At 56.9% G+C, this 20804-nt stretch carries 17 protein-coding genes and 3 pseudogenes; 9 read left to right on the top strand and 11 right to left on the bottom strand.

What is annotated here, in order from left to right; genetic code table 11:
- Positions 1-70 precede the first annotated feature (70 nt).
- A complete protein-coding gene (locus H8S59_RS12480) occupies positions 71-343 on the top strand; it encodes an HU family DNA-binding protein (protein ID WP_002552737.1) in 273 nt (90 codons plus the stop codon).
- A gap of 222 nt (positions 344-565) precedes the next feature.
- Positions 566-2437, top strand: a complete 1872-nt coding sequence (locus H8S59_RS12475) for a SurA N-terminal domain-containing protein (RefSeq protein ID WP_187521605.1) — start codon at positions 566-568, stop codon at positions 2435-2437.
- 232 nt (positions 2438-2669) lie between these two features.
- Here the strand turns inward: H8S59_RS12475 and H8S59_RS27310 are convergent.
- Both H8S59_RS27310 and H8S59_RS27305 read right to left on the bottom strand, forming a co-directional pair.
- Positions 2670-3104: pseudogene (locus H8S59_RS27310) on the bottom strand (methyl-accepting chemotaxis protein); the annotation flags it as partial.
- Between the two features lie 108 nt (positions 3105-3212).
- Positions 3213-3986, bottom strand: a pseudogene (locus H8S59_RS27305) (PAS domain-containing protein); the annotation flags it as partial.
- 224 nt (positions 3987-4210) lie between these two features.
- Here H8S59_RS27305 and H8S59_RS12465 point away from each other — a divergent pair.
- The 4 genes and pseudogenes from H8S59_RS12465 to H8S59_RS12450 all read left to right on the top strand — a co-directional run bounded on the left by H8S59_RS12465 (position 4211) and on the right by H8S59_RS12450 (position 9616).
- Positions 4211-5230: a Gfo/Idh/MocA family protein gene (locus H8S59_RS12465; protein ID WP_187521603.1), complete on the top strand. Its 1020-nt coding sequence runs from the start codon at positions 4211-4213 to the stop codon at positions 5228-5230.
- Positions 5231-5620: 390 nt separating this feature from the next.
- Positions 5621-6025, top strand: a complete 405-nt coding sequence (locus H8S59_RS12460) for a TraR/DksA family transcriptional regulator (protein ID WP_027897818.1) — start codon at positions 5621-5623, stop codon at positions 6023-6025.
- 858 nt (positions 6026-6883) lie between these two features.
- Positions 6884-7903, top strand: a pseudogene (locus H8S59_RS27300) (methyl-accepting chemotaxis protein); the annotation flags it as partial.
- 240 nt (positions 7904-8143) lie between these two features.
- Positions 8144-9616: a T6SS phospholipase effector Tle1-like catalytic domain-containing protein gene (locus tag H8S59_RS12450; RefSeq protein WP_187521601.1), complete on the top strand. Its 1473-nt coding sequence runs from the start codon at positions 8144-8146 to the stop codon at positions 9614-9616.
- Positions 9617-9686: 70 nt separating this feature from the next.
- Here H8S59_RS12450 and H8S59_RS12445 read toward each other — a convergent pair whose 3' ends face one another.
- Together H8S59_RS12445 and H8S59_RS12440 are read right to left on the bottom strand one after the other, a co-directional pair.
- Entirely contained in the window at positions 9687-9926 is a 240-nt protein-coding gene (locus H8S59_RS12445; RefSeq protein WP_095100614.1) for a DUF2789 family protein, read from the bottom strand.
- A 102-nt stretch (positions 9927-10028) separates the two neighbouring features.
- Entirely contained in the window at positions 10029-10259 is a 231-nt protein-coding gene (locus H8S59_RS12440; RefSeq protein WP_095100612.1) for a hypothetical protein, read from the bottom strand.
- 485 nt (positions 10260-10744) lie between these two features.
- Here H8S59_RS12440 and H8S59_RS12435 point away from each other — a divergent pair, with 485 nt between their 5' ends.
- Complete coding sequence (locus tag H8S59_RS12435) at positions 10745-11212, top strand: hypothetical protein (protein WP_095100905.1); 468 nt, start codon at positions 10745-10747, stop codon at positions 11210-11212.
- Positions 11213-11229: 17 nt separating this feature from the next.
- Here H8S59_RS12435 and H8S59_RS12430 read toward each other — a convergent pair whose 3' ends face one another.
- The 7 genes from H8S59_RS12430 to H8S59_RS12400 form a co-directional block, all read right to left on the bottom strand.
- Positions 11230-11601: a Na+/H+ antiporter subunit G gene (locus H8S59_RS12430; RefSeq protein ID WP_095100610.1), complete on the bottom strand. Its 372-nt coding sequence runs from the start codon at positions 11599-11601 to the stop codon at positions 11230-11232.
- The gene (locus tag H8S59_RS12425; protein ID WP_095100608.1) at positions 11598-11876 is read right to left on the bottom strand and encodes a K+/H+ antiporter subunit F; all 279 of its coding nucleotides are present in this window, start codon (positions 11874-11876) and stop codon (positions 11598-11600) included. The genes H8S59_RS12430 and H8S59_RS12425 overlap by 4 nt, the downstream gene beginning before the upstream one ends.
- Entirely contained in the window at positions 11873-12361 is a 489-nt protein-coding gene (locus H8S59_RS12420) for a Na+/H+ antiporter subunit E (protein ID WP_095100606.1), read from the bottom strand. The genes H8S59_RS12425 and H8S59_RS12420 overlap by 4 nt, the downstream gene beginning before the upstream one ends.
- Positions 12358-14043 carry a monovalent cation/H+ antiporter subunit D gene (locus H8S59_RS12415; RefSeq protein WP_187521600.1) on the bottom strand — a complete coding sequence of 562 codons (1686 nt, stop codon included), beginning with the start codon at positions 14041-14043 and terminating at the stop codon, positions 12358-12360. The genes H8S59_RS12420 and H8S59_RS12415 overlap by 4 nt, the downstream gene beginning before the upstream one ends.
- Positions 14040-14384, bottom strand: a complete 345-nt coding sequence (locus H8S59_RS12410) for a Na+/H+ antiporter subunit C (RefSeq protein WP_027899368.1) — start codon at positions 14382-14384, stop codon at positions 14040-14042. Before H8S59_RS12410 ends, H8S59_RS12415 begins: the two co-directional genes overlap by 4 nt.
- Positions 14384-17329: a monovalent cation/H+ antiporter subunit A gene (locus H8S59_RS12405; protein WP_187521599.1), complete on the bottom strand. Its 2946-nt coding sequence runs from the start codon at positions 17327-17329 to the stop codon at positions 14384-14386. Before H8S59_RS12405 ends, H8S59_RS12410 begins: the two co-directional genes overlap by 1 nt.
- Before the next feature lie 139 nt (positions 17330-17468).
- Positions 17469-18404 carry a DMT family transporter gene (locus H8S59_RS12400; protein ID WP_187521598.1) on the bottom strand — a complete coding sequence of 312 codons (936 nt, stop codon included), beginning with the start codon at positions 18402-18404 and terminating at the stop codon, positions 17469-17471.
- A gap of 94 nt (positions 18405-18498) precedes the next feature.
- Between H8S59_RS12400 and H8S59_RS12395 the strand changes: the two genes are divergently transcribed.
- Together H8S59_RS12395 and H8S59_RS12390 are read left to right on the top strand one after the other, a co-directional pair.
- Positions 18499-19062 (top strand): helix-turn-helix domain-containing protein, encoded by a 564-nt coding sequence (locus H8S59_RS12395; protein ID WP_095100598.1) that lies wholly within the window; start codon positions 18499-18501, stop codon positions 19060-19062.
- A 175-nt stretch (positions 19063-19237) separates the two neighbouring features.
- Positions 19238-20656: an FAD/NAD(P)-binding protein gene (locus H8S59_RS12390; RefSeq protein ID WP_187521597.1), complete on the top strand. Its 1419-nt coding sequence runs from the start codon at positions 19238-19240 to the stop codon at positions 20654-20656.
- Positions 20657-20804 lie beyond the last annotated feature (148 nt).

Below are 20804 nucleotides of genomic sequence, written 5' to 3'. Positions count from 1 at the left end.
TTCAGCGCTCGTTTTTGCTACACCAAAAAAACTTAGAAACATACTCAAAATAGAGATAAGGGGACTTAGAGTGAACAAGTCGGAACTGATTGATGCTATCGCCGCATCCGCTGATATCCCGAAAGCTGCTGCTGGCCGTGCGCTGGACGCAGTAATCGAATCCGTCACTGGCGCTCTCAAGGCTGGCGACTCCGTTGTACTGGTTGGTTTCGGTACCTTCTCCGTTACTGATCGTCCAGCACGCATCGGTCGCAACCCTCAGACGGGTAAGACGCTGGAAATCGCTGCTGCCAAAAAACCAGGTTTCAAAGCCGGTAAAGCACTGAAAGAAGCTGTCAACTAAGTTCTCAAAGCCTTTGCCCAACCGATCAGGATTCACTCTGTATCGGCAGCGAAGCGGTAGTGCGGCTGGTATGAATCCGGCCTGACACACCCGGGTCGTGGGTTTCAGCCCCGTCCGCTTCGCCAGTTACGAGAAGGCGCATCCTCGGATGCGCCTTTCTTCTATCCGCTTTCTACCCACGCTCCGCGGTTGGTTAGTCAGTACAACCGTTTTGGGGGACGCATGCTGCAGAACATCAGGGACAATTCACAAGGCTGGATTGCCAAGACCATTATCGGAATCATCATCGCATTGATGGCGTTGACTGGATTCGATGCGATTTTTACCGCAACCAGTACCGCTCAGGATGCTGCCAAGGTCAACGGTGACGAAATCACCAAGACCGAGCTGAGCCAGGCGATCGATATGCAACGGCGTCAGCTGGTGCAGCAGTTGGGCAAGGATTTCGATCCTGCTCTGCTGGATGAAAAAATGCTTCATGACTCGGCGCTGAAGGGGCTGGTTGATCGCAAGCTGTTGCTTCAGGGTGCGGACAACGCGAAGTTCTCTTTCTCGGAAGCTGCGCTGGATCAGCAGATTTTGCAGACACCTGAATTTCAGGTAGACGGCAAGTTCAGCGCTGATCGTTTCGACCAGGTGATCCGCCAGTTGGGCTTCACCCGGATGCAGTTCCGCCAGATGCTGGCTCAGGAAATGCTGATCGGTCAGGTTCGTGCCGGTGTCGCCGGTAGCGCGTTTGTCACCGACGCTCAGGTTGATGCTTTTGCCCGTTTGGAAAAACAGACGCGCGATTTCGCTTCGCTGACCCTGAAGGCCGATGCTTCGGCTGTCAAAGTGACCGACGACGAAGTCAAGGCTCACTACGACGAACACGCCAAAGAGTTCATGAGCCCCGAGCAAGTGGTGCTTGATTACGTCGAGCTGAAGAAGTCTGACTTCTTCGACAAGGTGAAGGTCAAGGACGAAGATTTGCAGGCGGCCTATCAGAAGGAAATTGCCAATCTCGCCGAGCAGCGTCGTGGCGCGCACATCCTCATCGATGTGAACGACAAGATGACTGACGAGCAGGCCAAGGCGAAGATTGAAGAAATTCAACAGCGTCTGGCGAAGGGCGAAGATTTTGCGGCGCTGGCCAAAGAGTTCTCTCAGGATCCGGGTTCGGCATCCAAGGGGGGGGATCTGGGCTATGCAGGCAAGGGTGTTTACGATCCAGCCTTTGAAGAGGCGCTGTATGCGCTGAACAAGGATCAAGTGTCGGCACCGGTGCGCAGCGATTTCGGATGGCACCTGATCAAGCTGTTGGGCGTTGAAGCGCCTTCAGTGCCGAGCTTTGCCAGCCTGAAGGAAAAACTGACCAACGATCTGAAGTCGCAGCAAGTCGAGCAACGTTTCGTCGAGGCTGCCAAGCAACTCGAAGATTCGGCGTTCGAAGCATCCGATCTGGCTCAGCCAGCTCAGGAGCTGGGTCTGAAAGTGCAAACGACTGCACCATTCGGTCGTGAAGGTGGTGAAGGCCTGACGGCCAACCGTGCGGTCATTCAGGCAGCTTTCAGCCCCGAAGTGCTGGAAGAGGGCTCCAACAGCAACGCACTGGAACTGGATCCTGAAACCATTCTGGTGGTCCGCTCCAAGGAACATCGCATGCCTGAACAGCTGCCTCTGGAAGCTGTAGCCACTGCGATTCGTGCCAAGCTGGTCAAGGATCACGCTGCCGAAGCAGTCAAGTCCAAAGGCGAAGCGCTGTTGGCGGGTCTGCGCGACGGCAAGACTCCGCTGGCTGCCAAGCAGGAGGGTCAGAGCTGGAAGGTGATGGAAGCGGTTACTCGCGGTCAGGAAGGTGTCGATCCTGCCGTGCTGCAAGCGTTGTTCCGCATGCCCAAGCCTGAAGGCAAGGACAAGCCGGAATTCACCAGCCTTTCGCTGGCCGATGGCAGTTTCGTGATCGTGCGCCTCAATGGCGTCAACGAGGCTACGCCAGCAACAGATGAAGAGAAGTCCCAGTACCGTCGCTTCCTGGCGTCGCGTGCCGGTCAGCAGGATTTCGCTGCTTACCGTGCACAGCTGGAAAGCAAGGCCAAGATCGAACGCTTCTGATGGTTTGATCGTGCGCCAATAAAGAAGGCCGCTCATTGAGCGGCCTTTTTTTATTCGTCTTTCGGTGGAAGTTTTCCTGTTGGGGCCGCCGTGATGACCATGGCACCGCGCGGTCTTGCAGCAAACGATTGGCTGTAGGAACTGCCGAAGGCCGCCATGTACTCACTTGCATATAACGCTATCGCAGCCTGCGGCAGCTCCTACAGATCTCCGGCGAATGCGAGAGTCGAGATCAACGCCTTGCATCTTGCGCAAACGCTCTCACCGCATCCACAGCATTACTGGTGCCTTCACTGATCCGGACAATGACCGAACCGGCCTGATCTGCCAGGTCTACGCCTTTGATAGCGTTGGTCCGGGTGTGACTCATGCTGGTAATCGCCTGCTGGGTTTCGGTTTGAATCATGCCGATCATTTCGGATATCTCGGCGGTGGAGCGGCTGGTACGTCCGGCCAGTTGCCTGACTTCGTCTGCCACGACCGCGAAGCCGCGCCCCTGATCGCCTGCCCGTGCAGCCTCAATGGCAGCATTGAGAGCCAGAAGGTTGGTTTGCTCGGCGATACTGCGAATGGTGTTGACGATGGTTGTGATCTGCTCCGAGCGCTCTCCCAGTTGGGAAATGATGCGCGAGGAGGCCTCGATGCTCGACGATATCTGGCGCATTTCATCGGCAGCCTGATGAATCACCAAAGTGCCTTGTTCGGCGACTGTCTGTGTTTCGACCGAGATGTGATACGCCTGTGCGGCGCTGCTGGCGTCACGTTCGTGCTGTTCAACGCGTGAGGTGATGTCTGCAGCAAATTTGACTACTTTGAACAATTTGCCATTGGCGTCATATACGGGGTTATAGCTGGCCTCCAGCCATAAAGCGTTGCCGTTGCGACCGATCCTTTTGAACTGCCCGCTGAAAAATTCGCCCCGATTCAATTGCTGCCAGAAGTCACGGTATTCGTCACTGCTGGTCAGTTCTGGCGGGCACAGAATGCGGTGATTTTTACCGATCAGATCGGCTTCCCGATAACCAAGCAGTCGCGTCAGGTTGTCGTTGGCACGCAGAATCTGGCCATTGAGGTCGAATTCGATTACGCCCATGGCTCGGTCCAGGGCCGCCAGTTTGCTTCTTGCTTCACAGTCCGCTTCGACCTTCGCGGTGACATCCATTGCGTACTTGACGATTTTGATCACATTGCCCGATTCGTCCTTGATCGGGTTGTAGCTGGCCTCCAGCCAGACCTGTTGCTCGTCACCGGTCATCCGCAGGAACGTGCCCGAGACGAACTCACCGGCGCGCAGGCGCGACCACAGCTGCTGGTATTCAGCGCTGCGGGCGTAGGCGGGTGTACAAAACCGTTTGTGTTCTTTGCCGATGATATCTTCGGCTCGACAGCGCATTGTTTTCACAAAGTTTTCATTGGCGCTCAGCACCACGCCACGGGTATCGAATTCAATGACGGCCATTGAGCGGTCGATGGCCTTGAGCAGGCTCGCCTGGCGGTCAATGATTTGCTGGAGAACTGACAATTCTTTTTTTGCAGAGTTGAATAGCATGATCGGCAGGCTCGCTAAGGACAAATCGCATGATCCTGTTCCCTGGTCGAGAGGGTTGCGGCCGCCCTCATGCACATCCGTTGGCATCGATACCATCATAGATGGCAATGAGCCTCTTTGTACAAATAATTGTACGCGTGACGATTGTTGTATAGGTATTTTCCTGGGTTGACCATGGTGCTTATTCGTTTAAGGTGGTTTTTCTGGATCAGAAGGAGAATTTCATGCGTATTGGCTTAGTCGGCTATGGCAAGGGTGGACGCTATTTTCACGCGCCGCTGATCGCCAGTCTGCGAGAGGCGACCTTTGTTGGCGTCGTTACTCGATCTGCAGAACGTCGAGCCGAGCTTGCTCAGGATCATCCTGAAGCCCAGGCGTTTGATAGCCTGGCCGACCTGGTCGCTGCTGGTGTGGATACGGTTGCGATCTCTACACCCATGGCTTCCAGGCCCGACTTGATCCGTGAGGCGATTGAGTCAGGAATTGCGGTGGTCAGCGACAAGCCCTTTGCCGCCGATGCGGCGCAGGCTCAGACGTTGGTGAAATTGGCCGAACGTAAAGGGGTGATGCTCAGCGTTTACCAGAACCGGCGCTGGGATTCAGACTTTCTGACGGTGCGCAAACTGATCGACGAGGGGAGACTGGGTGAAATCACCCGCTTTGAATCCCGGGTTGAGCGCTATTCGCCTAAATCGGTAGGCAAGGCCGCAGGTGGTGGCATGTTGCGCGATCTGGGCAGTCATCTGGTGGATCAAGCGCTGGTGCTGTTCGGGCCGGTGGCGAGGGTTTATGCAGAGCTGGATTTCTCGGCTCCTGATCAGCCTTTCGATCATCAGTTTTTTGTCTCCCTGACCCATGCGAGTGGCGTGGTCTCGCATTTGTGGGGCAGTTGTCTGCAAAACGCGCCCGGCCCGCGATTCCGGGTCAGCGGAAACGGAGGCTGTTACACCGTCGAGGGCCTGGACTGTCAGGAAGAAGCTGCTCTGGCGGGGCTGACGCCAAAGTCGGAAGGCGCGCGCTGGGGTGTTGAAGATCAGCAGCGATGGGGCTGGTTTGTGCAAGGTGAGCTGCGTGAGCGTGTGCCCACTGAGCAGGGCTGCTGGCTGGCGTTTTATCAACAGCTACAGGCTGCGCTGGCAGGTGAGGGACTTAATCCGGTCAACCCGCATGACGCGGTCGCGTCAGCAAAGGTGCTCGATGCAGCGCGATTGAGTGCACTGGAAGGGCGAGTCGTCGCTTTATAGGCCTCAGGCATACCCCTACCTAATGGCGAATGGCTTTACCTTGATGGCCATTGGCGCTTATATTCGGGGGAATCATCAAGGAAGTGGGCGTCATTTAGCACAACTCTGTTCGCACGAGCTGGCCAAGACGCTGTCGAATCGCTGCTTAAGGGCCAATCCGGGCCCTTTTTGCTGTGCCGGATTTAATGATGCGCGGCGATGGCTGACGTTTATTTGTCGGCTAATTGGCGCTTGTTTAGCAAATGAGTTGCCGACTGCCCAAGGCGGCCTTAGACTGCCGCCCCTCGTAAATTGAGTGCCAGGTGGCGCTTGGAGACTATGGCGCTTTTACGGCAACGCAGAGCCGCTCCTTAATTCGCCTTAATGCACGTTTTTTTTATAGAGAAATCAATGACAAAGGAAAAGTTGCTGGCCATGCCGGCCGATGACTACATGAATGCCGAACAGCATGCTTTCTTCGTCGAGCTGTTGCAGGGTATGAAGGTTGAAATCCACGAGCGCATCGAGCAGAGCCGCATTGCTATCGAGAGCCTGGATACACCTGCTGATCCTGCCGATGCTGCTTCAGTTGAAGAAGAGCGTCACTGGCTGGTCAATGTGATCGATCGCGATCAGCGCATGCTTCCACAATTGGAAATGGCGTTGTCACGCATTGCCGATGACAGCTTTGGCTGGTGTGACGACAGCGGCGAGCCGATTGGTCTCAAGCGCCTGTTGATCAGTCCGACCACCAAATATTGCATCGAGGCGCAAGAGCGTCACGAGCAGATCGACAAGCATCAGCGTCAAGCCTGACCACGCAGGGCGGTGGGGCCTTATGGTCCCGCCGCCTGTTTGTTCGGCGACGTGAGTTGCCCATCTCGGTTTCATTCCCTCCTGTGATATCCCTCGCTCTTCTGATCGCCCACGCGCAATCACCCTTTTTTCAGTAACTGCTCTTCAACGCAACGTTGTCGCTTATCCGTTAGGCCGCAGAATGCATTATTGAGTCATGGCGAAAAGCCTTTATCTGGCGTCTAATGCAGACACAATAAAGATAAGCATGACGGGGTAACGCAAATGGTCGCAAACGGAACTGTGGTCAATTCAACGCCTGAGCAACCGCCCGGGAACGCATCTGGCAAAACGCTGCGTGCGTGGTTGATACCTGCATTACAAAGTCTCGCCCTGGGGTGCCTGTTCATCGCCATGGGGCTTGTAGAGGTGTCGACCTATCTTGCGTTGCCACTGGCGCTTTTGCTTATCTGGTTGCCGCGCTTGTTTTCCGACAGGTCCCAGCCTGCGAAAGCGCAGGACGGACGCGCCGAAATCAATCGTCTGACCCGCGACTTGTCGCGTTCTACCAGCCGTAACGCTTTATCGGCTGCGGGTGTGGCATTTTCCGTGAAACAACTGGCCAGCAGGCTGCAGTCGCAGCTCAGTGCTGCGGAGAAGATTGTCTCCAGCGCCGATGTCATGATCGCGACCGAGCAACAGACCGCTCAGCTCAGTCAGCTGGCGCTCGACGCTTCCATAGAGATGCGGCAGAGCAGCGACGCTGGGCGAGGTGTGCTGGGCGAGTCCATCACCCGTATGCACTCACTCAGCGAGCGTGCAGTCAGCAGTCGCCAGTTGATCGAAGCGCTAAGCCAGCGCAGCGAGGAAATCCAGCGCGTGACGCTGGTGATTCAATCCATCGCCAGTCAAACCAATTTATTGGCCCTGAACGCAGCCATCGAGGCGGCGAGGGCGGGAGAGCATGGCCGCGGTTTCGCTGTGGTCGCCGATGAGGTCCGCGGCCTGGCCGGACGTACCGCCAGTGCAACGGAAGAGGTCGGGCAGATGGTCGCCGATATTCAGCAGCGCACTGTGCAAGTGGTTGAGCAGATTCGTCAGTTGTCGTCCGATCTGGACAGTGGAGTCGACCAGGTCGAGCTTACCGGCCAGCACCTTGAGACCATTGCCCGGCTGGCGGCCGGGGTTGAATCTCAAATAGGCGAAATTGCTCAGGGTGCCGAGACCAATCAGGAGCAACTTTCCAGCTTGTTTGTTGCGGTACAGCAGATGCGCAGCGATCTGGCGATCAGCGACGAACAGACGCGCAAACTGGCTGACGCTGCGGTACAGATGGAAGGCCAGGCTGAAACGATCAGTGAGCGCCTGGCGGAGGTCGGACTGGACGACTACCACCAGCGTGTCTATGACCTGGCCCGTGAGGGCGCGAGTCAGATTGCGGCAAAATTCGAAGCGGATGTCGACGCAAACCGAATCACGATGAATGACTTGTTCGACCGTAGCTATCAACCAGTCGCCAATACCCGGCCCGCCAAGTTTCAGACCCGTTTTGACCGTTACACCGATGACGTCCTGCCTGCAATCCAGGAGCCTATTCTGTCGCGTCATGATGGCCTGGTCTTCGTCATTGCCTGCACGCCCGAGGGTTATGTGCCCACCCATAACAAAGCGTTCAGTCAACCGCTGACGGGAGATGTGGCTGTGGATACAGTGAAAAGTCGCAGCAAGCGCAAGTTTGATGATCGCACGGGTATCCGCTGTGGCAGTCACCAGCAAGCGGTATTGTTACAGACCTATACCCGCGACACGGGTGAACTGATGCATGACTTGTCAGTGCCCATCATGGTCAAAGGGCGCCATTGGGGCGGTCTGCGCCTGGGCTATAAGCCGCAAAGCTGATTTGCAGCGTTTTTCAAATAGACGATTGGAAATCACGCTTTTAACAAAAGGGTCTTAGGTACAAAATCTTTATTATTGTAAGACTTTGTTGTTTTCTATCTTTCAGGGCTGTAGGAGTTTTCTGAAAGTGCTGTGCCTGAGTTGACGAAAGCCTATTACTGAGCAAGCTGCTTATATCAAGGTTATTTAATTGATTTAAACGCAGCTTGATTATCAGCTGCGCTAATAGGCGGATATGTGATGAAAAATACAAGGATTGTATTGACTGCACAGGGCGCGTCAGGTGCTGCAACACTGGGAGTAACTGTACGCGTTGGCGTGTTTTTTGACGGCACAGGCAATAATCGAAGCAATAGCCAGGTTGGAGCTGATTGCCGAGCAATGGCAGAGGTCAGCGGGAATAAACATATTGCTGAATGTGGTGGACGGCATGGCGATCCGAACAGCAGCTACAGCAATGATTTCAGTAATATCGCCAAGCTGGCAGGTCTCTATTGCAATCGACCCGTAGCCACTAATCGGGGGGATGGCCTCAAAGTCTGTTGGCCGATTTATGTCAGCGGGATAGGCACGATATCGGGTGGCCGTGACTCGGTCTGGCCTGGACAAAGCTTTGGCCGTGGTCGAACCGGTGTCATTGCCAAAGTCTCAAGGGCTGTCGACAAGCTCGGCGCGCTCTTGACGGCGTTTTCTCAGCACAACCCTGGTTGTTTTATCAACACTCTGGAACTGGATGTCTTTGGTTTCAGTCGTGGTGCTGCCGCAGCCAGGCATTTTGTCAATGAGGTGCTCAAGCAAGATAAAGGGATGCTGGAACCGATGCTCAATCGGCGTCGTGTACCACTGAGTCCTGGCTTTTCCTGGCATAACAACAGCGTCAAAGTGAAAGTGATCGGTCTGTTTGATACTGTGGCGGCAGTCGGCAGTATTCGGGACATGGGCAGTCTTGGGGATTCCCATAACGACAAAGTGAATCTCTACTTGCCCCCCGGGTGCGCCGATAAGGTGTTGCATCTTGTCGCCCGCGATGAAGAGCGCCGCAACTTTGCGCTGAACAGTGTTCTGCCACATTGGCCAATGGAGGTTGTGCTGCCTGGCGCGCATTCGGATATTGGCGGTGGTTACCATCCGCAAATGACCGAGAAAGTGCTGTTGACCCGCCCGATCTGGAGTTTTGTGGAAAGCGACACGCCGAAGGAGTCGACCCAGGCCTGGCAACAGTCCCTCGCGGAAATGAAGGGCATGGATCGAGCTGCGCTGATTGATCCACGCGATCCTGAGGCTTCACTGTCGATCACCTGCAAGGAGCGCCCGACCAAGAGCCCCTACAACAAAGGAGGCGGTAAAGCGGTGATGGCAGCAGTTTGCTTGCAGCGTCAGGTGTTCGGGCACCTGTCCAGAGTCTACCTGCGGGTCATGCATGCGCTTGCGTGTGATGAAGGCGTACCCTTCAATCCCATCCCTGGTTCACAGGAATTTCTGATCCTGCCTGAACTGCAAGGTATCGCGCGCAAGCTTATTGCCCACGCGCGAGGCGCTGCCTACTCACTTGATGCGGAGGAGGAACAAATGCTGCGTCATCGTTACATACATCGATCTGCGCACTGGGATGCATTGATCCACAGCCGTCACAAATTCAACGATGCGCTGTTCGTGCATGCACCGCAAAGTGGGGGGCGGATTCGTTGGCCGAATCAGGAGGGAAGAGATTAGTCCCTGTGCAGGTCGTATAGCATCAAAAACAATGGCTCCGGTAAAGCGGAGCCATTGTTCAGGCAAGAGCTTATTTGGCTGCGTGGAGCAGCGCATTCAACTCGTCAACTACCGGAGCCCAGTCGTCGTCAAGCAGCAATGTCTCTTTGAGGTATTTGCCTTGCTGAGGTGTCCAGAACTCCGCCTCGGATACCTTGACGTCGTCAGGCAGCGGGCCATGTTCATCGACAAATGCGTCGATGCTCTCTTGATCTGAATCCAGTCCCAGTTGTTCAAACAAGGTGGCCAGGGTCGGTGTTTCCAAATCCATATCATCTCCTCGGCGGGCTTGACCCGATCTGTCGGTTGCACGCTTGAAGCTGCGTAAAGTATCTGAGCACATCCATGACCCAAGAGTTCGAAGCAAATAGCGTCAGGCGTTCAGTGCTCCTGCATCGACTGCCTCTTTCAGCTCCCTGGCTGACTGCTGGGCCGCAGTGGCTGCCAGCTCCGCGGTTTTGAACCAGCGGTCTTTTTCCACCTGGTGATAGGAAATGGTGTTCACGGATTGCTTGGCGCGCATGACGATGACAGCCTGAAACTCACCTTCTACTTCTCTGGATTCACCCCAGATAAAAAATTCGCCAATATCAAATTCAGTCACTGATTACCTTCCCCTGGATGACGAGTTGCTTTCGACCTGAGCTTGCGTGCGCAGGACAGCATTCTTGATGTAGGCGAGTATGGCAGTTGTTGATGGTCGCTGGCCGCCTTTAGTCGCGACAATGAAGAATGCTCTGTCGTCCCGCATGAAGATTAGAGTAGGAATGTGCCCTGAAGGGCTGTTCACGGTGCTGTTCTTGTTGTCTGAATTGACTGCATCTGTCGATATGCACAAAACGGATATAGGCGGCAGGCGTCTTCACCCGGTAGAATCACCCGAATGCCAGCGCTCATTGCGCTTTCGGTATCGTCGATGTTCTCTGCACAAGCACCCCGAGCCTGGGTTGGCGGCGCCATGTGTCTGCAATTGCTCAAGAGAGCGCAAGGGAACTGCCCGTCTGATGCGCTACAACAAGGTAGCGGTAGCTTTTTCTGACCGCCCGATTGTCTTCGGGCGGGATCATTTTCAAGTTGGGGGTTTTAACTTTGGCAGTAAGTAATCTGGAGACACACGCGCTGTTCGTGCTTGGTGATCTGCGGGCGAAGTTGGTAAAACAGTTCCAGTCCCGTTTTGTTTATGTCTGCGAGCAGTCAGCTGAAGGCATTTACATTGCTGAAATCGATACTGAAACGGCACTGGTAGTCGACGACAAGCCGCGGCTTGAGCTGAAGGTCGGCGATCATTTCCGTGCAGCCGTATTGCCCAGCCGTGAAGGCGGGAAGTTTGAAATCAAATTTCGCGAAATCAAACTGACGGTCTATGGTCTGGGCGAATATGCCTATGTAGATATTCCTGAAGGTCACGGCATCGTGTTCAAGGAAGGTCAGAGCATCTTGATGGTCTTTGCAGCCCATGAACAGTTGCAGGGCGGACTGACCAAAACCCTTAAGACTGCGACCACCAAAGCCGCGAAGTGGCGCAAAGGCGAGCTGACCTTCAAGGCCAGCGAGTAAGTCCGGCCGGCAGCCACTCAGCTGCCGCTGGAGTCACCTTGCTGACTGCTGACCTCTGGCGGCACATCGTCGCCGGCCATGCGCTTGCGAAACAGCCCGGTGCGGGCCAGCAGCAGGGTAGTCACCGGGACGGTGATAGCCAGCAGCACCGGAATCAGCCATGCGTGGATGACCGGTTCTGACTTGAGCGCCGAGAAGTACACAATCGAAGCCAGCGCAACGCACCAGGCACCCAGTGTCGAGGCCAGCGCAGGCGGATGCATGCGTTGAAAAAAGTCCTTCAGTCTCAGCAAGCCCAGAGCGCCGGTCAGGGCGAACAGACTGCTGGCGACCAGCAGAACGGCGGTGAGGATTTCGACCCAGAAGGGCAGGACCACTGTCGAATTCATTCGATCACCTCTCCACGCAGCAGGAATTTGGCCAGGGCAAAAGAGCCGACAAAGCCAAACAGCGCAATCAACAACGCCGCCTCGAAATAAGTATCGCTGGCATAACGAATGCCCAGTACCAGCATCATCAGCATGGCGATGATGTACAGGTAGTCCAGAGCCAGTACCCGATCCTGAGCCGAAGGGCCCTTGAACAGGCGAATCAGGGTGAGGACCATGGCCAGCGCGAAGATGAACAAGCTGACCAGAATGGCATTGCCGAGCAAGGCACTCATTGGAAAATCTCCATCAGCGGGCGCTCATAGGTGGTTTTGAAGTGCTCGATAAACTGCGCCTCATCTTCCAGGTCGAAAACATGCATGAGCAGCACGCTGCGATCCAGTGCAAGTTCGGACCAGACTGTTCCCGGAACGACCGTGGTAATCATGGCCAGGGCTGCCAGACCATTGGCGTTGTGCAGGTCCAGCGGGACTTTTACAAACGCCGAGCGCGGCGGGCGTCGCTTTGCATTCCAGACTCTCCAGCCGACTTCCAGGTTGGAAGTAATGACATCGCGACCCACCAGGAAAAACAGTTTGAAGATAACGCCCGGGCGCTTGATGCTCACAGGCAACGGGCGCAGTGGAGACATCAGCAGGGGAGCCAGGAAGCCCAGCACTGCAGCGAGAATCAGGTTGCCGGGACTGACCGACAGATTCAACACCAGCCACAGCACGGCCAGTGCCAGAGAGAACCACGGAGCAGGGAAATAACGCTTCATGGTTGCACCGCCGATACTGCTGTGTCACTGACCGGCCCAGGCAGTGGCCGGGTGGCCATTACCGATTGGATGTACTGTTTAGGCTCGTGCAGCGCCGCAGCCGTGTCACGGGTGTAGCGCAGCAGCGGTTCAGCCTGGAACGTCAGCGTGATGCACAAGCCCAGCAGGATCACGATTGGCACGCATTCATAGCGACGCAGCAGTGGCGAAGGGCGCTCCTGTGGGGTCCAGAAGCGCTGGATGCCGACCCGCGAGAAGGCCAGCAGCGAAGCGAGGCCAGAGAAAATCAGCAAACCCACCAACAACCAGCCCTGGGTCGAAATCGTTTCGTCCTGCGCCACATCCAGTCCCAGTGGATTAAGCAGCGCACTGAGCAGCGTCAGTTTGCCGATGAATCCCGACAGCGGCGGCATGCCAATGATCAGCAAGGCGCATGCGATGAAGCTCAAACCGATGAATGCCACGGTCATGGGAATTACCTGACCGACCACGGCTTTCTGCTGGTCATCAAGGTTGGTGCCTGGCGGAGGGTTCAAGGACTCCACTGTCCGCGGTAACTGGTCGGCATCGTCTTCCAGGGGTAACTCATTGGCTGAGCGCGAGCGTTCGATAAGTTCTGCGATCAGAAACATCGCGCTGAGTGCAAGGGTCGAGCTGACCATATAAAACAGCGCGCCCGCCGTCAGGCTTGGCTGGGCGAAACCGATAGCGGACAACAGGATGCCTGCCGAAACGAGAATGCTCAGTGCCGCCATCCGCTCCAGGCGTTGTGCCGCGATGATCGCCACCGCTGCGGTAAGGATCGTCGCCATACCGCCGTAGATCAGCCAGTCGCCGCCGAAAAATGCCGACGGACCAGCCTGCACTGAAAACAACAAGGTCCAGAGCCGCAACAGAGTGTAAATACCCACCTTGGTCATGATCGCGAAAATGGCTGCCACCGGCGCGCTGGCGGCAGAATAGGCGGGCACCAACCAGAAATTCAGCGGCCACATGCCAGCCTTGGTCAGGAACGCCACCGCAAGAATCGCAGCGCCGGCGTGCAGCAGACCCAGATCGGCCTCAGGCACTTGCGGAATCTTGATGGCCAGGTCAGCCATGTTCAGTGTGCCGGTCACGCCGTAGATCAAGGCTGCGCCAATCAGGAACAGCGAAGAAGCCAGCAGATTGATCGCGATGTAATGCAAACCCGCCGAAACACGAGCGCGGCCGGAGCCATGCAGCATCAAGCCGTAGGACGCAGCGAGCATCACTTCAAAAAACACGAACAGGTTGAACAGATCAGCGGTCAGGAATGCCCCATACAGGCCCATCAGTTGAATCTGAAACAGGGCGTGGAAGCTCGAACCTGCGCGGTCCCAGCGAGCCAGGGCGAATAGCAGAGCGCACACCCCGACGATGCCGGTCAGCACCAGCATCATTGCCGACAGGTGATCAACCACCAGCACAATACCAAACGGCACTTCCCAGTTGCCGGGCAGGTACACGCCGATCGAGCCCGTGGTGCCGGTTTTCTGTACCCACATGAACAAGGTTACAGATATGGCCAGGCCGAGGATGCTCGAAAACAGATTGATCCGCGCTTTGAGCGGGCGATGTTTCTCGCCGAGCCAGAGCATGATCGCGGCAGTCAGCAATGGCAGCAGGATCGGTGCAACAATCAGTTGATTCATCAACGTCATTCTTTGGGCTCCCGGCCGTCAACGTGGTCAGTGCCGGTCAACCCTCTGGACGCCAGCAATAGCACGAGAAACAGCGCGGTCATGGCAAAGCTGATCACGATGGCGGTCAGCACCAGTGCTTGCGGCAGCGGGTCGGTGTAATTCAGCAGGTCTTGAGGAACGCCGTCCTTGATGATCGGCTCACGGCCGATAAACAGGCTGCCCATGCTGAAGATAAACAGGTTGACGCCGTAGGACAGCAGGCAAAGGCCCATGACCACCTGGAAAGTCCGCGGACGCAGGATCAACCAGACGCCCGAGGCCGCCAGTACGCCAATGGCGATCGCGATAACTTCTTCCATCAGGAGGCTCCTTGTTGTGCGGCGACGATGTCGGCGATGGGGTTCGGTACCGGTTTAGGCAGCGAAGTAGGGCGGTGGCTACGCACCGATTGGTGTGCCAGTGCCGTGAGAATCAGCAGTGTCGATCCCACGACAACTGCATAGACCCCCACATCAAAAAACAGCGCGCTCGCGACGTGGATATCGCCCAGTAACGGCAAATCCAGATGCGCGGTGTGAGTGGTCATGAATGGATAGCCCAGGAACATCGAACCCAGACCTGTGCCAATCGCAAACAACAAGCCCGTGCCCATCCAGCGCAATGGCCGCAGGCTCATCTGAGCCTCGACCCACTGCGTGCCAGCGACCATGTATTGCAGAATGAAGGCCACGGACATCACCAGTCCGGCGACAAAACCACCACCCGGCTGGTTGTGCCCACGCATGAACAGGTACATCGAAATCACTACAGCAATCGGCAGCAACAGGCGCACCAGTACCGCCGGAACCATCATGAAGCCCAGCGCGGTATCACTGGCGCTGCGCGGGTTGACCAGGTCGGTTACCACATCCGGAGCCAGCAAACGTTGCTGGGCGGGTAACGGAATACTTTCCTTGGGCGGACGGAAACGGCGCAGCAGGGCAAACACAGTCAAGGCCACAGCCGCCAGCACGGTGATTTCGCCAAAGGTGTCGAAACCGCGGAAATCCACCAGCATCACGTTCACCACGTTACTGCCACCGCCTTCCGGGATGGCACGGCTGAGGTAGAACGAGGAGATTGTGTTAGGCGTCGCACGTGTCAGCATCGCGTAGGACAGCAACGCCATGCCAGCGCCGACCAGGGCCGACAGAATGAAGTCGCGAACCCGACGGTTTCGTGCGCGCACCCGGCTGCTGACCGAAGGCGCCACGTTTTCGTTACGTCGCGGCAGCCAGCGCAATCCCAGCAGGATCAATACCGAGGTGACCACTTCCACCACCAGTTGAGTCAGGGCCAGATCAGGTGCCGAGAACCAGACGAACGTCACGCAGGTCATCAACCCGCAGACACTGACCATAATCACCGCGGCCAGACGGTGGTACTTGCCTTGCCAGGCCGCGCCCAGTGCGCAGGCGATTGCGATCAGCCACAACGTGACGAAGACGCCCGAACCCGGAATCTTCGGACGGTCGCCCCAGGTCAAGCCACTGAAGTACATCGGGATGAAACCGCCGATCAGTGCAGCCAGCACCACCAGAAATAGCTGAGGTTGCAGGCGACGGGTGCTGGTGCGGCTTTCGAAGCGGCGTGCCCATCGGGTCATGATCACCAGCGAGCGTTCGAAGAAACGCTTGCCGTTCATCCGCTGTACCAGCGGCGGGCCGGTGAAGCGGTTCTGTTTGAACGAATTGCGCAGCAACAGATAGAGCAGCACGCCGCCAGCCATGGCAATCAGGCTCATGATCATCGGGGCGTTCCAGCCATGCCAGATAGCCAGGCTGTACTCAGGGAGTGTGCCGCCTACGACCGGTTGTGCTGCAGCAGCCAGCAACGGCGCCACGGATTGCGAGGGGAAGATCCCGACGATCACACAGGCAATTACCAGAAATTCTACCGGCGCACGCATCCAGCGTGGAGGTTCGTGGGGTGTGTGTGGCAGATTGGTCGCTTTCGGACCGAAGAACACATCGACGGTGAAACGCAATGAATAAGCAACACTGAATGCCCCGGCGATGGTGGCAATCACCGGCAAAGCCGTCTCAACCCACGCGGAGGAACTGACGAATACCGTTTCAGCGAAAAACATTTCCTTGGACAGGAAGCCGTTCAACAGGGGTACGCCCGCCATTGACGCGCTGGCAACCATGGCCAGCGTCGCGGTGTAGGGAATCAGGGTGACCAGTCCGCTCAGTTTGCGGATGTCCCGCGTGCCGCTTTCGTGGTCGATAATTCCCGCGGCCATAAACAGCGAGGCCTTGAAGGTCGCGTGGTTAAGAATGTGGAAGACCGCTGCGACCGCTGCCAGTGGACTGTTCAGGCCCAGCAGCAGGGTAATCAAACCCAAGTGGCTGATGGTCGAATAGGCCAGCAGGCCCTTGAGGTCGTTCTGGAAAATCGCTGCGTAGGCGCCGATGAGCAGGGTGCAGGCACCTGCACCGCTGACGATCCAGAACCATTGTTCGCTGCCGGAAAGGGCAGGCCAGAAACGCGCCAGTAAAAACACGCCAGCCTTGACCATGGTCGCCGAGTGAAGATAAGCCGATACCGGCGTCGGCGCGGCCATCGCGTGGGGCAGCCAGAAGTGGAACGGGAACTGCGCACTTTTGCTCAATGCGCCGATCAGGATCAAGGTCAACAAGACCGGGTACAACCCATGGGCGCGGATCGCCTCGCCGGAGGCCAGTACGCGATCCAGATCATAGCTGCCTACGACATGACCGAGCAGCATGACGCCGACCAATAGCGCGAGACCGCCTGCACCGGTGACCATCAACGCCATATAAGCACCGCGTCGAGCGTCTGCCCGATGGTGCCAGTAGCCAATCAACAGAAACGAGAAAAGGCTGGTCAGCTCCCAGAAGAACACGATTTGAATCAGGTTGCCGGAAATCACCAGACCCAGCATGGCACCCATGAAGGCCAGGAAGAACGCGAAAAAGCGCGGCACTGGATCATCCGGGGACATGTAATAGCGGGCGTATAACGAAACCAGCGTGCCGATGCCCAGCACCAGCATCGAGAACATCCAGGCGAAGCCGTCCATACGCAGGACGAAATTCAACCCCAGACTGGGTAACCAGAAATATTCCTCGCGGATCACGCCGCCGTCGACGATTTGCGGGTACCACAAGGCAACCTGAATCGCGCCGGTAACGGCCACAAGGCCGGCGAGAATGGATTCAGCGTTACGCGCGTTGTGCGGCAAAAATGCCGCCAGACAGCTGCCAATGAAAGGCAGAAGCAGTAGAACTATCAGAGACATAGGCTTCTAATCTGCAGGGAAATGTCAAGGATCATACGTGCTGGACTGTGTAACACCAAACGCCAAGGTGTCGCAGAATCCTACAGACCTTGTAGGCAGAAGCTGAGTTCTGTTTATTTATAGCGGGATTTTTCGCGTGTTAATCAGTTTCTTTAAACACCGGGTCGGTTCCGGTTTGTTCTTCAGTGGATGCCGTAGTGGATGCAGTGCGGCGTTTCATTTCACTGACGATCACTGCCGCCACGATGAGCACTGCGCCAAGCAAGGCAACGCCAGGCAGGCGCTCACCGGCAAGACGACCGAAAATGCCGGCCCATACCGGCTCACCGGCATAGATCACCGTGGCACGGGTGGGGGAAACGGTTTTCTGTGCCCAGTTCATGGCCACCTGAATCACCGCGCTCATGGCCCCGAGACCGACCGCGCTGATGACCAGCATCCAGGAAAAATCCGGCAGGGCTTCGCCTGTCGGGACGATCATCAGGAATGACAACAACGAGGCGGTGCCCAGTTGCACCACTGTGACCCGGCGCACATCCACCTTGCCGCCGTAAGCACTGATCATGATGATTTCAGCAGCCACTGCAATCGCGCAGATGATGGTGGCGATTTCCCCCGCGCTGAATTGCAGACTTGCTCCCGAGGGCCCCGACAGCAAAATCAGCCCGGTGAAGGCCAGGCAGATTCCCACGCTGGGCATCAACCCCGGCCGACGCCCCAGGACCAGCCATTGCAGCAGCGGTACGAAAGGAACATAAAGCGCAGTAATAAAAGCTGACTGGCTGCTGGGAATAGTCTGCAAACCGATGGTCTGTAATCCGTAGCCAAGCATGATGGCCGCCCCGATCGCGATCCCGGCTTTTATTTCAAGCAAGGTGATGCCGCGCAACACGCTTAATGAACACAAGGCGACGATGATGGCGGCCGCTGCAAAGCGCAGGCCTACGAAAAACATCGGCCCGCTGACGGTCATGGCGTGTTGTACGATCAGGAATGTGCCGCCCCACAGCAGGGTGATCAGGATCAGTACAATTTCAGCTTTGCTGATACGGGGCGTGATAGAGGTAGACTTCATGCTTCTCACTGGCGTTGACAGGCTTGCGTAATACATCGACCTGAGTTTGAAGGCTGGGCAGTATACTGCGCAATTATTTCGAGAGAATAAAATATTGAGCAACGATAATTCGCAACGCGCCCCGGTCTTGCAGCACGTCAGTCAAAACGTGCGACGGCTGCGCAACGGGCAGGACATGAGCCAGACCGCGCTGGCAGAAAAATCCGGGGTCAGTCGGCGCATGCTGGTGGCCATTGAGGCGGGGGAGAAAAACGTCAGCCTTGCGACGCTTGATCGTGTGGCCGAAGCACTGGATGTAGCGTTCAGCGATCTGATTCAGGCTCCTGAACATCGTGACCCGAGCCGCATTAACGAAGTGGCCTGGGCCGGATCGATACCGGGCAGCCGCGCCGTCCTTTTGGCAAAAGCCACGGCCAGGCGTGAAGTCGAACTGTGGGAGTTCTGTCTGGAGCCGGGTGAGGCGTATCAGTCCGAAGCCGATCCTGATGGCTGGAGTGATCAGGTTTATGTGGTCGAAGGGCAACTGACGGTCATTCTGGTGGAGCGCACACAGGCAGTCGGTCCGGGGGAGTTTTTCATGTTTGCCAGCAACCAGGCCCACAGTTATCGCAACGACGGGCAGGTCCGGGTCCGATTCGTCCGTAACGTCGTGTTGTGAGCTGTTGCGTGGCAAACAGTGAATCAACAGTTGTGTTGGACCAGCAGCTTATTCAATAACGGCGCGCGGCTGATCGCTCGTGAATAGTGGGACAGGGCCGTGGGCACGGGCTGTGCATCGTACGTGCTGTTGATGTCGACCCCGGCTTGAGATTTTAGAAGAGCGAACCTGATCTATGAGTTCCAGCGACAAACACCCGGCTGACGTTTTGATCATTGGCGGCGGCCTGAGCGGCAGTATGCTGGCGGTGCAGTTGCTGCGCTTGCCGGGCAAGCGACGCGTCTCGATCATTGAAACGCGCAGTGAGCTGGGCCGGGGCGAGGCCTACAGCGCCACGGAGTTGGGCCATACCCTCAATGGCAACGCGGCACGCATGAGCGTTGACCCGGACAATGCTGACGACTTGACCCAATGGCTGACGCAATTCATCGCCGACGGTGGCTGGCCCGAGTCCTTTGAGCAGGATGTGCCGGTGGCCGAGCTGTTTCCGCCACGGGGTATTTTTGGTTTGTACGTGCAGCAGCGTCTGGCCGATGCTCGATCAGTTGGCTCGGTTTACGGCTCAAGTGTCGAGCATGTGCGGGGCGAAGTGGTCGACCTTGAGACCCATGCACATGGGGTGACGCTGAGTCTGGCTGACGATCAGTCTTTGCACGGGCGATTTGCGGTTTTAGCCACGGGCATGTACGCCGCGTCGCGTACCCCGCAACGGCAGTCCAATGGACTCAATGCTGCGGCGGTAGATCCGTGGGACGTCAGCGCGATGCGGCAACTCGATCCGCAGGCGCGGGTGCTGATTATTGGTTCCGGGCTGACCATGGTCGATGCGGTGGTGTCGTTGCAACAGTCAGGGCATTGCGGGCCTATCGATATATTTTCCCGGCATGGGTTGCTGCCTCATGTGCGTCGGCAGCCGCCCGCCTGGGGGAACTTTCTTGACGAAGATCACACCCTCCGCAGTCCTCGGCAGTTGTTGCGTAAAGTGCGTGAGCAATGCGCGCAAGCGATTGAAAGCGGAGTCGACTGGCAAGCCCCCCTGGATACCGTGCGGGCCAACATTGGCCGGTTATGGAGTCAGGCCACGGATGTGCAGCGCCGCCAGTTCGTGAGGCATGTGCGGCCATGGTGGGAGAGTCATCACCATCGCTCTCCACCGTTGAGTGCTGCACTGCTTGAGCAACTGATCGATGAAGGAAGGGCGACAATTCAGGCCGCTTCGTTGCAAGGGTTTGAGGTCTTGCCGACAGGCCAGTTGCAGATTCGCATTCGACGCCGTGGTCAGGTTGTGTCTTCAACGGTTGTGGGGGACGCGCTGATCAATTCCACGGGCATCGAATACGACTGGCGACGCGTGGATCGGCCATTGCCTCGACAACTCTTGGCAAGGGGACTGATTCAACCTGGCCCCCTGGCGCTGGGCATCGCCGCCGACCACGGCGGGGCAGTGCTGGATGCGCAAGGGCGGGTATCAGACCGGCTATTCGCCATGGGCCCTCCATTGCGGGGGCTGTGGTGGGAGAGTACGGCCGTGACTGATGTGGCGCTGCAGGCCAAGGCTTTGGCGGGGCGGTTGGTGGAGATTGATTTGCCTTAGAGCAGGCGATGTGGGACCGGCTTTAGCCGGGAAGGCTGCATTTCTGACGACAGAGATGTATTTGAACGTCCCGGCCTTTTCCCGGCTAAAGCCGGTCCCACGACTGGATTGTTCAATCCTGATCCAGCAAAACCGGTCCATTACCCTG

Origin of the sequence: Pseudomonas folii (genome assembly GCF_014357575.1) — a bacterium.
Classification (GTDB): Bacteria; Pseudomonadota; Gammaproteobacteria; order Pseudomonadales; family Pseudomonadaceae; genus Aquipseudomonas; species Aquipseudomonas folii.
This window is presented reverse-complemented; position numbering and strand designations above follow the sequence as displayed.

Coding starts and splice junctions, on each gene's coding strand:
- H8S59_RS12475 (WP_187521605.1), top strand. CDS start 566: ATGCTGCAGAACATCAGGGACAATTCACAAGGCTGGATTGCCAAGACC.
- H8S59_RS12465 (WP_187521603.1), top strand. CDS start 4,211: ATGCGTATTGGCTTAGTCGGCTATGGCAAGGGTGGACGCTATTTTCAC.
- H8S59_RS12460 (WP_027897818.1), top strand. CDS start 5,621: ATGACAAAGGAAAAGTTGCTGGCCATGCCGGCCGATGACTACATGAAT.
- H8S59_RS12450 (WP_187521601.1), top strand. CDS start 8,144: ATGAAAAATACAAGGATTGTATTGACTGCACAGGGCGCGTCAGGTGCT.
- H8S59_RS12445 (WP_095100614.1), bottom strand. CDS start 9,926: ATGGATTTGGAAACACCGACCCTGGCCACCTTGTTTGAACAACTGGGA.
- H8S59_RS12430 (WP_095100610.1), bottom strand. CDS start 11,601: ATGAATTCGACAGTGGTCCTGCCCTTCTGGGTCGAAATCCTCACCGCC.
- H8S59_RS12425 (WP_095100608.1), bottom strand. CDS start 11,876: ATGAGTGCCTTGCTCGGCAATGCCATTCTGGTCAGCTTGTTCATCTTC.
- H8S59_RS12420 (WP_095100606.1), bottom strand. CDS start 12,361: ATGAAGCGTTATTTCCCTGCTCCGTGGTTCTCTCTGGCACTGGCCGTG.
- H8S59_RS12415 (WP_187521600.1), bottom strand. CDS start 14,043: ATGACGTTGATGAATCAACTGATTGTTGCACCGATCCTGCTGCCATTG.
- H8S59_RS12410 (WP_027899368.1), bottom strand. CDS start 14,384: ATGGAAGAAGTTATCGCGATCGCCATTGGCGTACTGGCGGCCTCGGGC.
- H8S59_RS12405 (WP_187521599.1), bottom strand. CDS start 17,329: ATGTCTCTGATAGTTCTACTGCTTCTGCCTTTCATTGGCAGCTGTCTG.
- H8S59_RS12400 (WP_187521598.1), bottom strand. CDS start 18,404: ATGAAGTCTACCTCTATCACGCCCCGTATCAGCAAAGCTGAAATTGTA.
- H8S59_RS12390 (WP_187521597.1), top strand. CDS start 19,238: ATGAGTTCCAGCGACAAACACCCGGCTGACGTTTTGATCATTGGCGGC.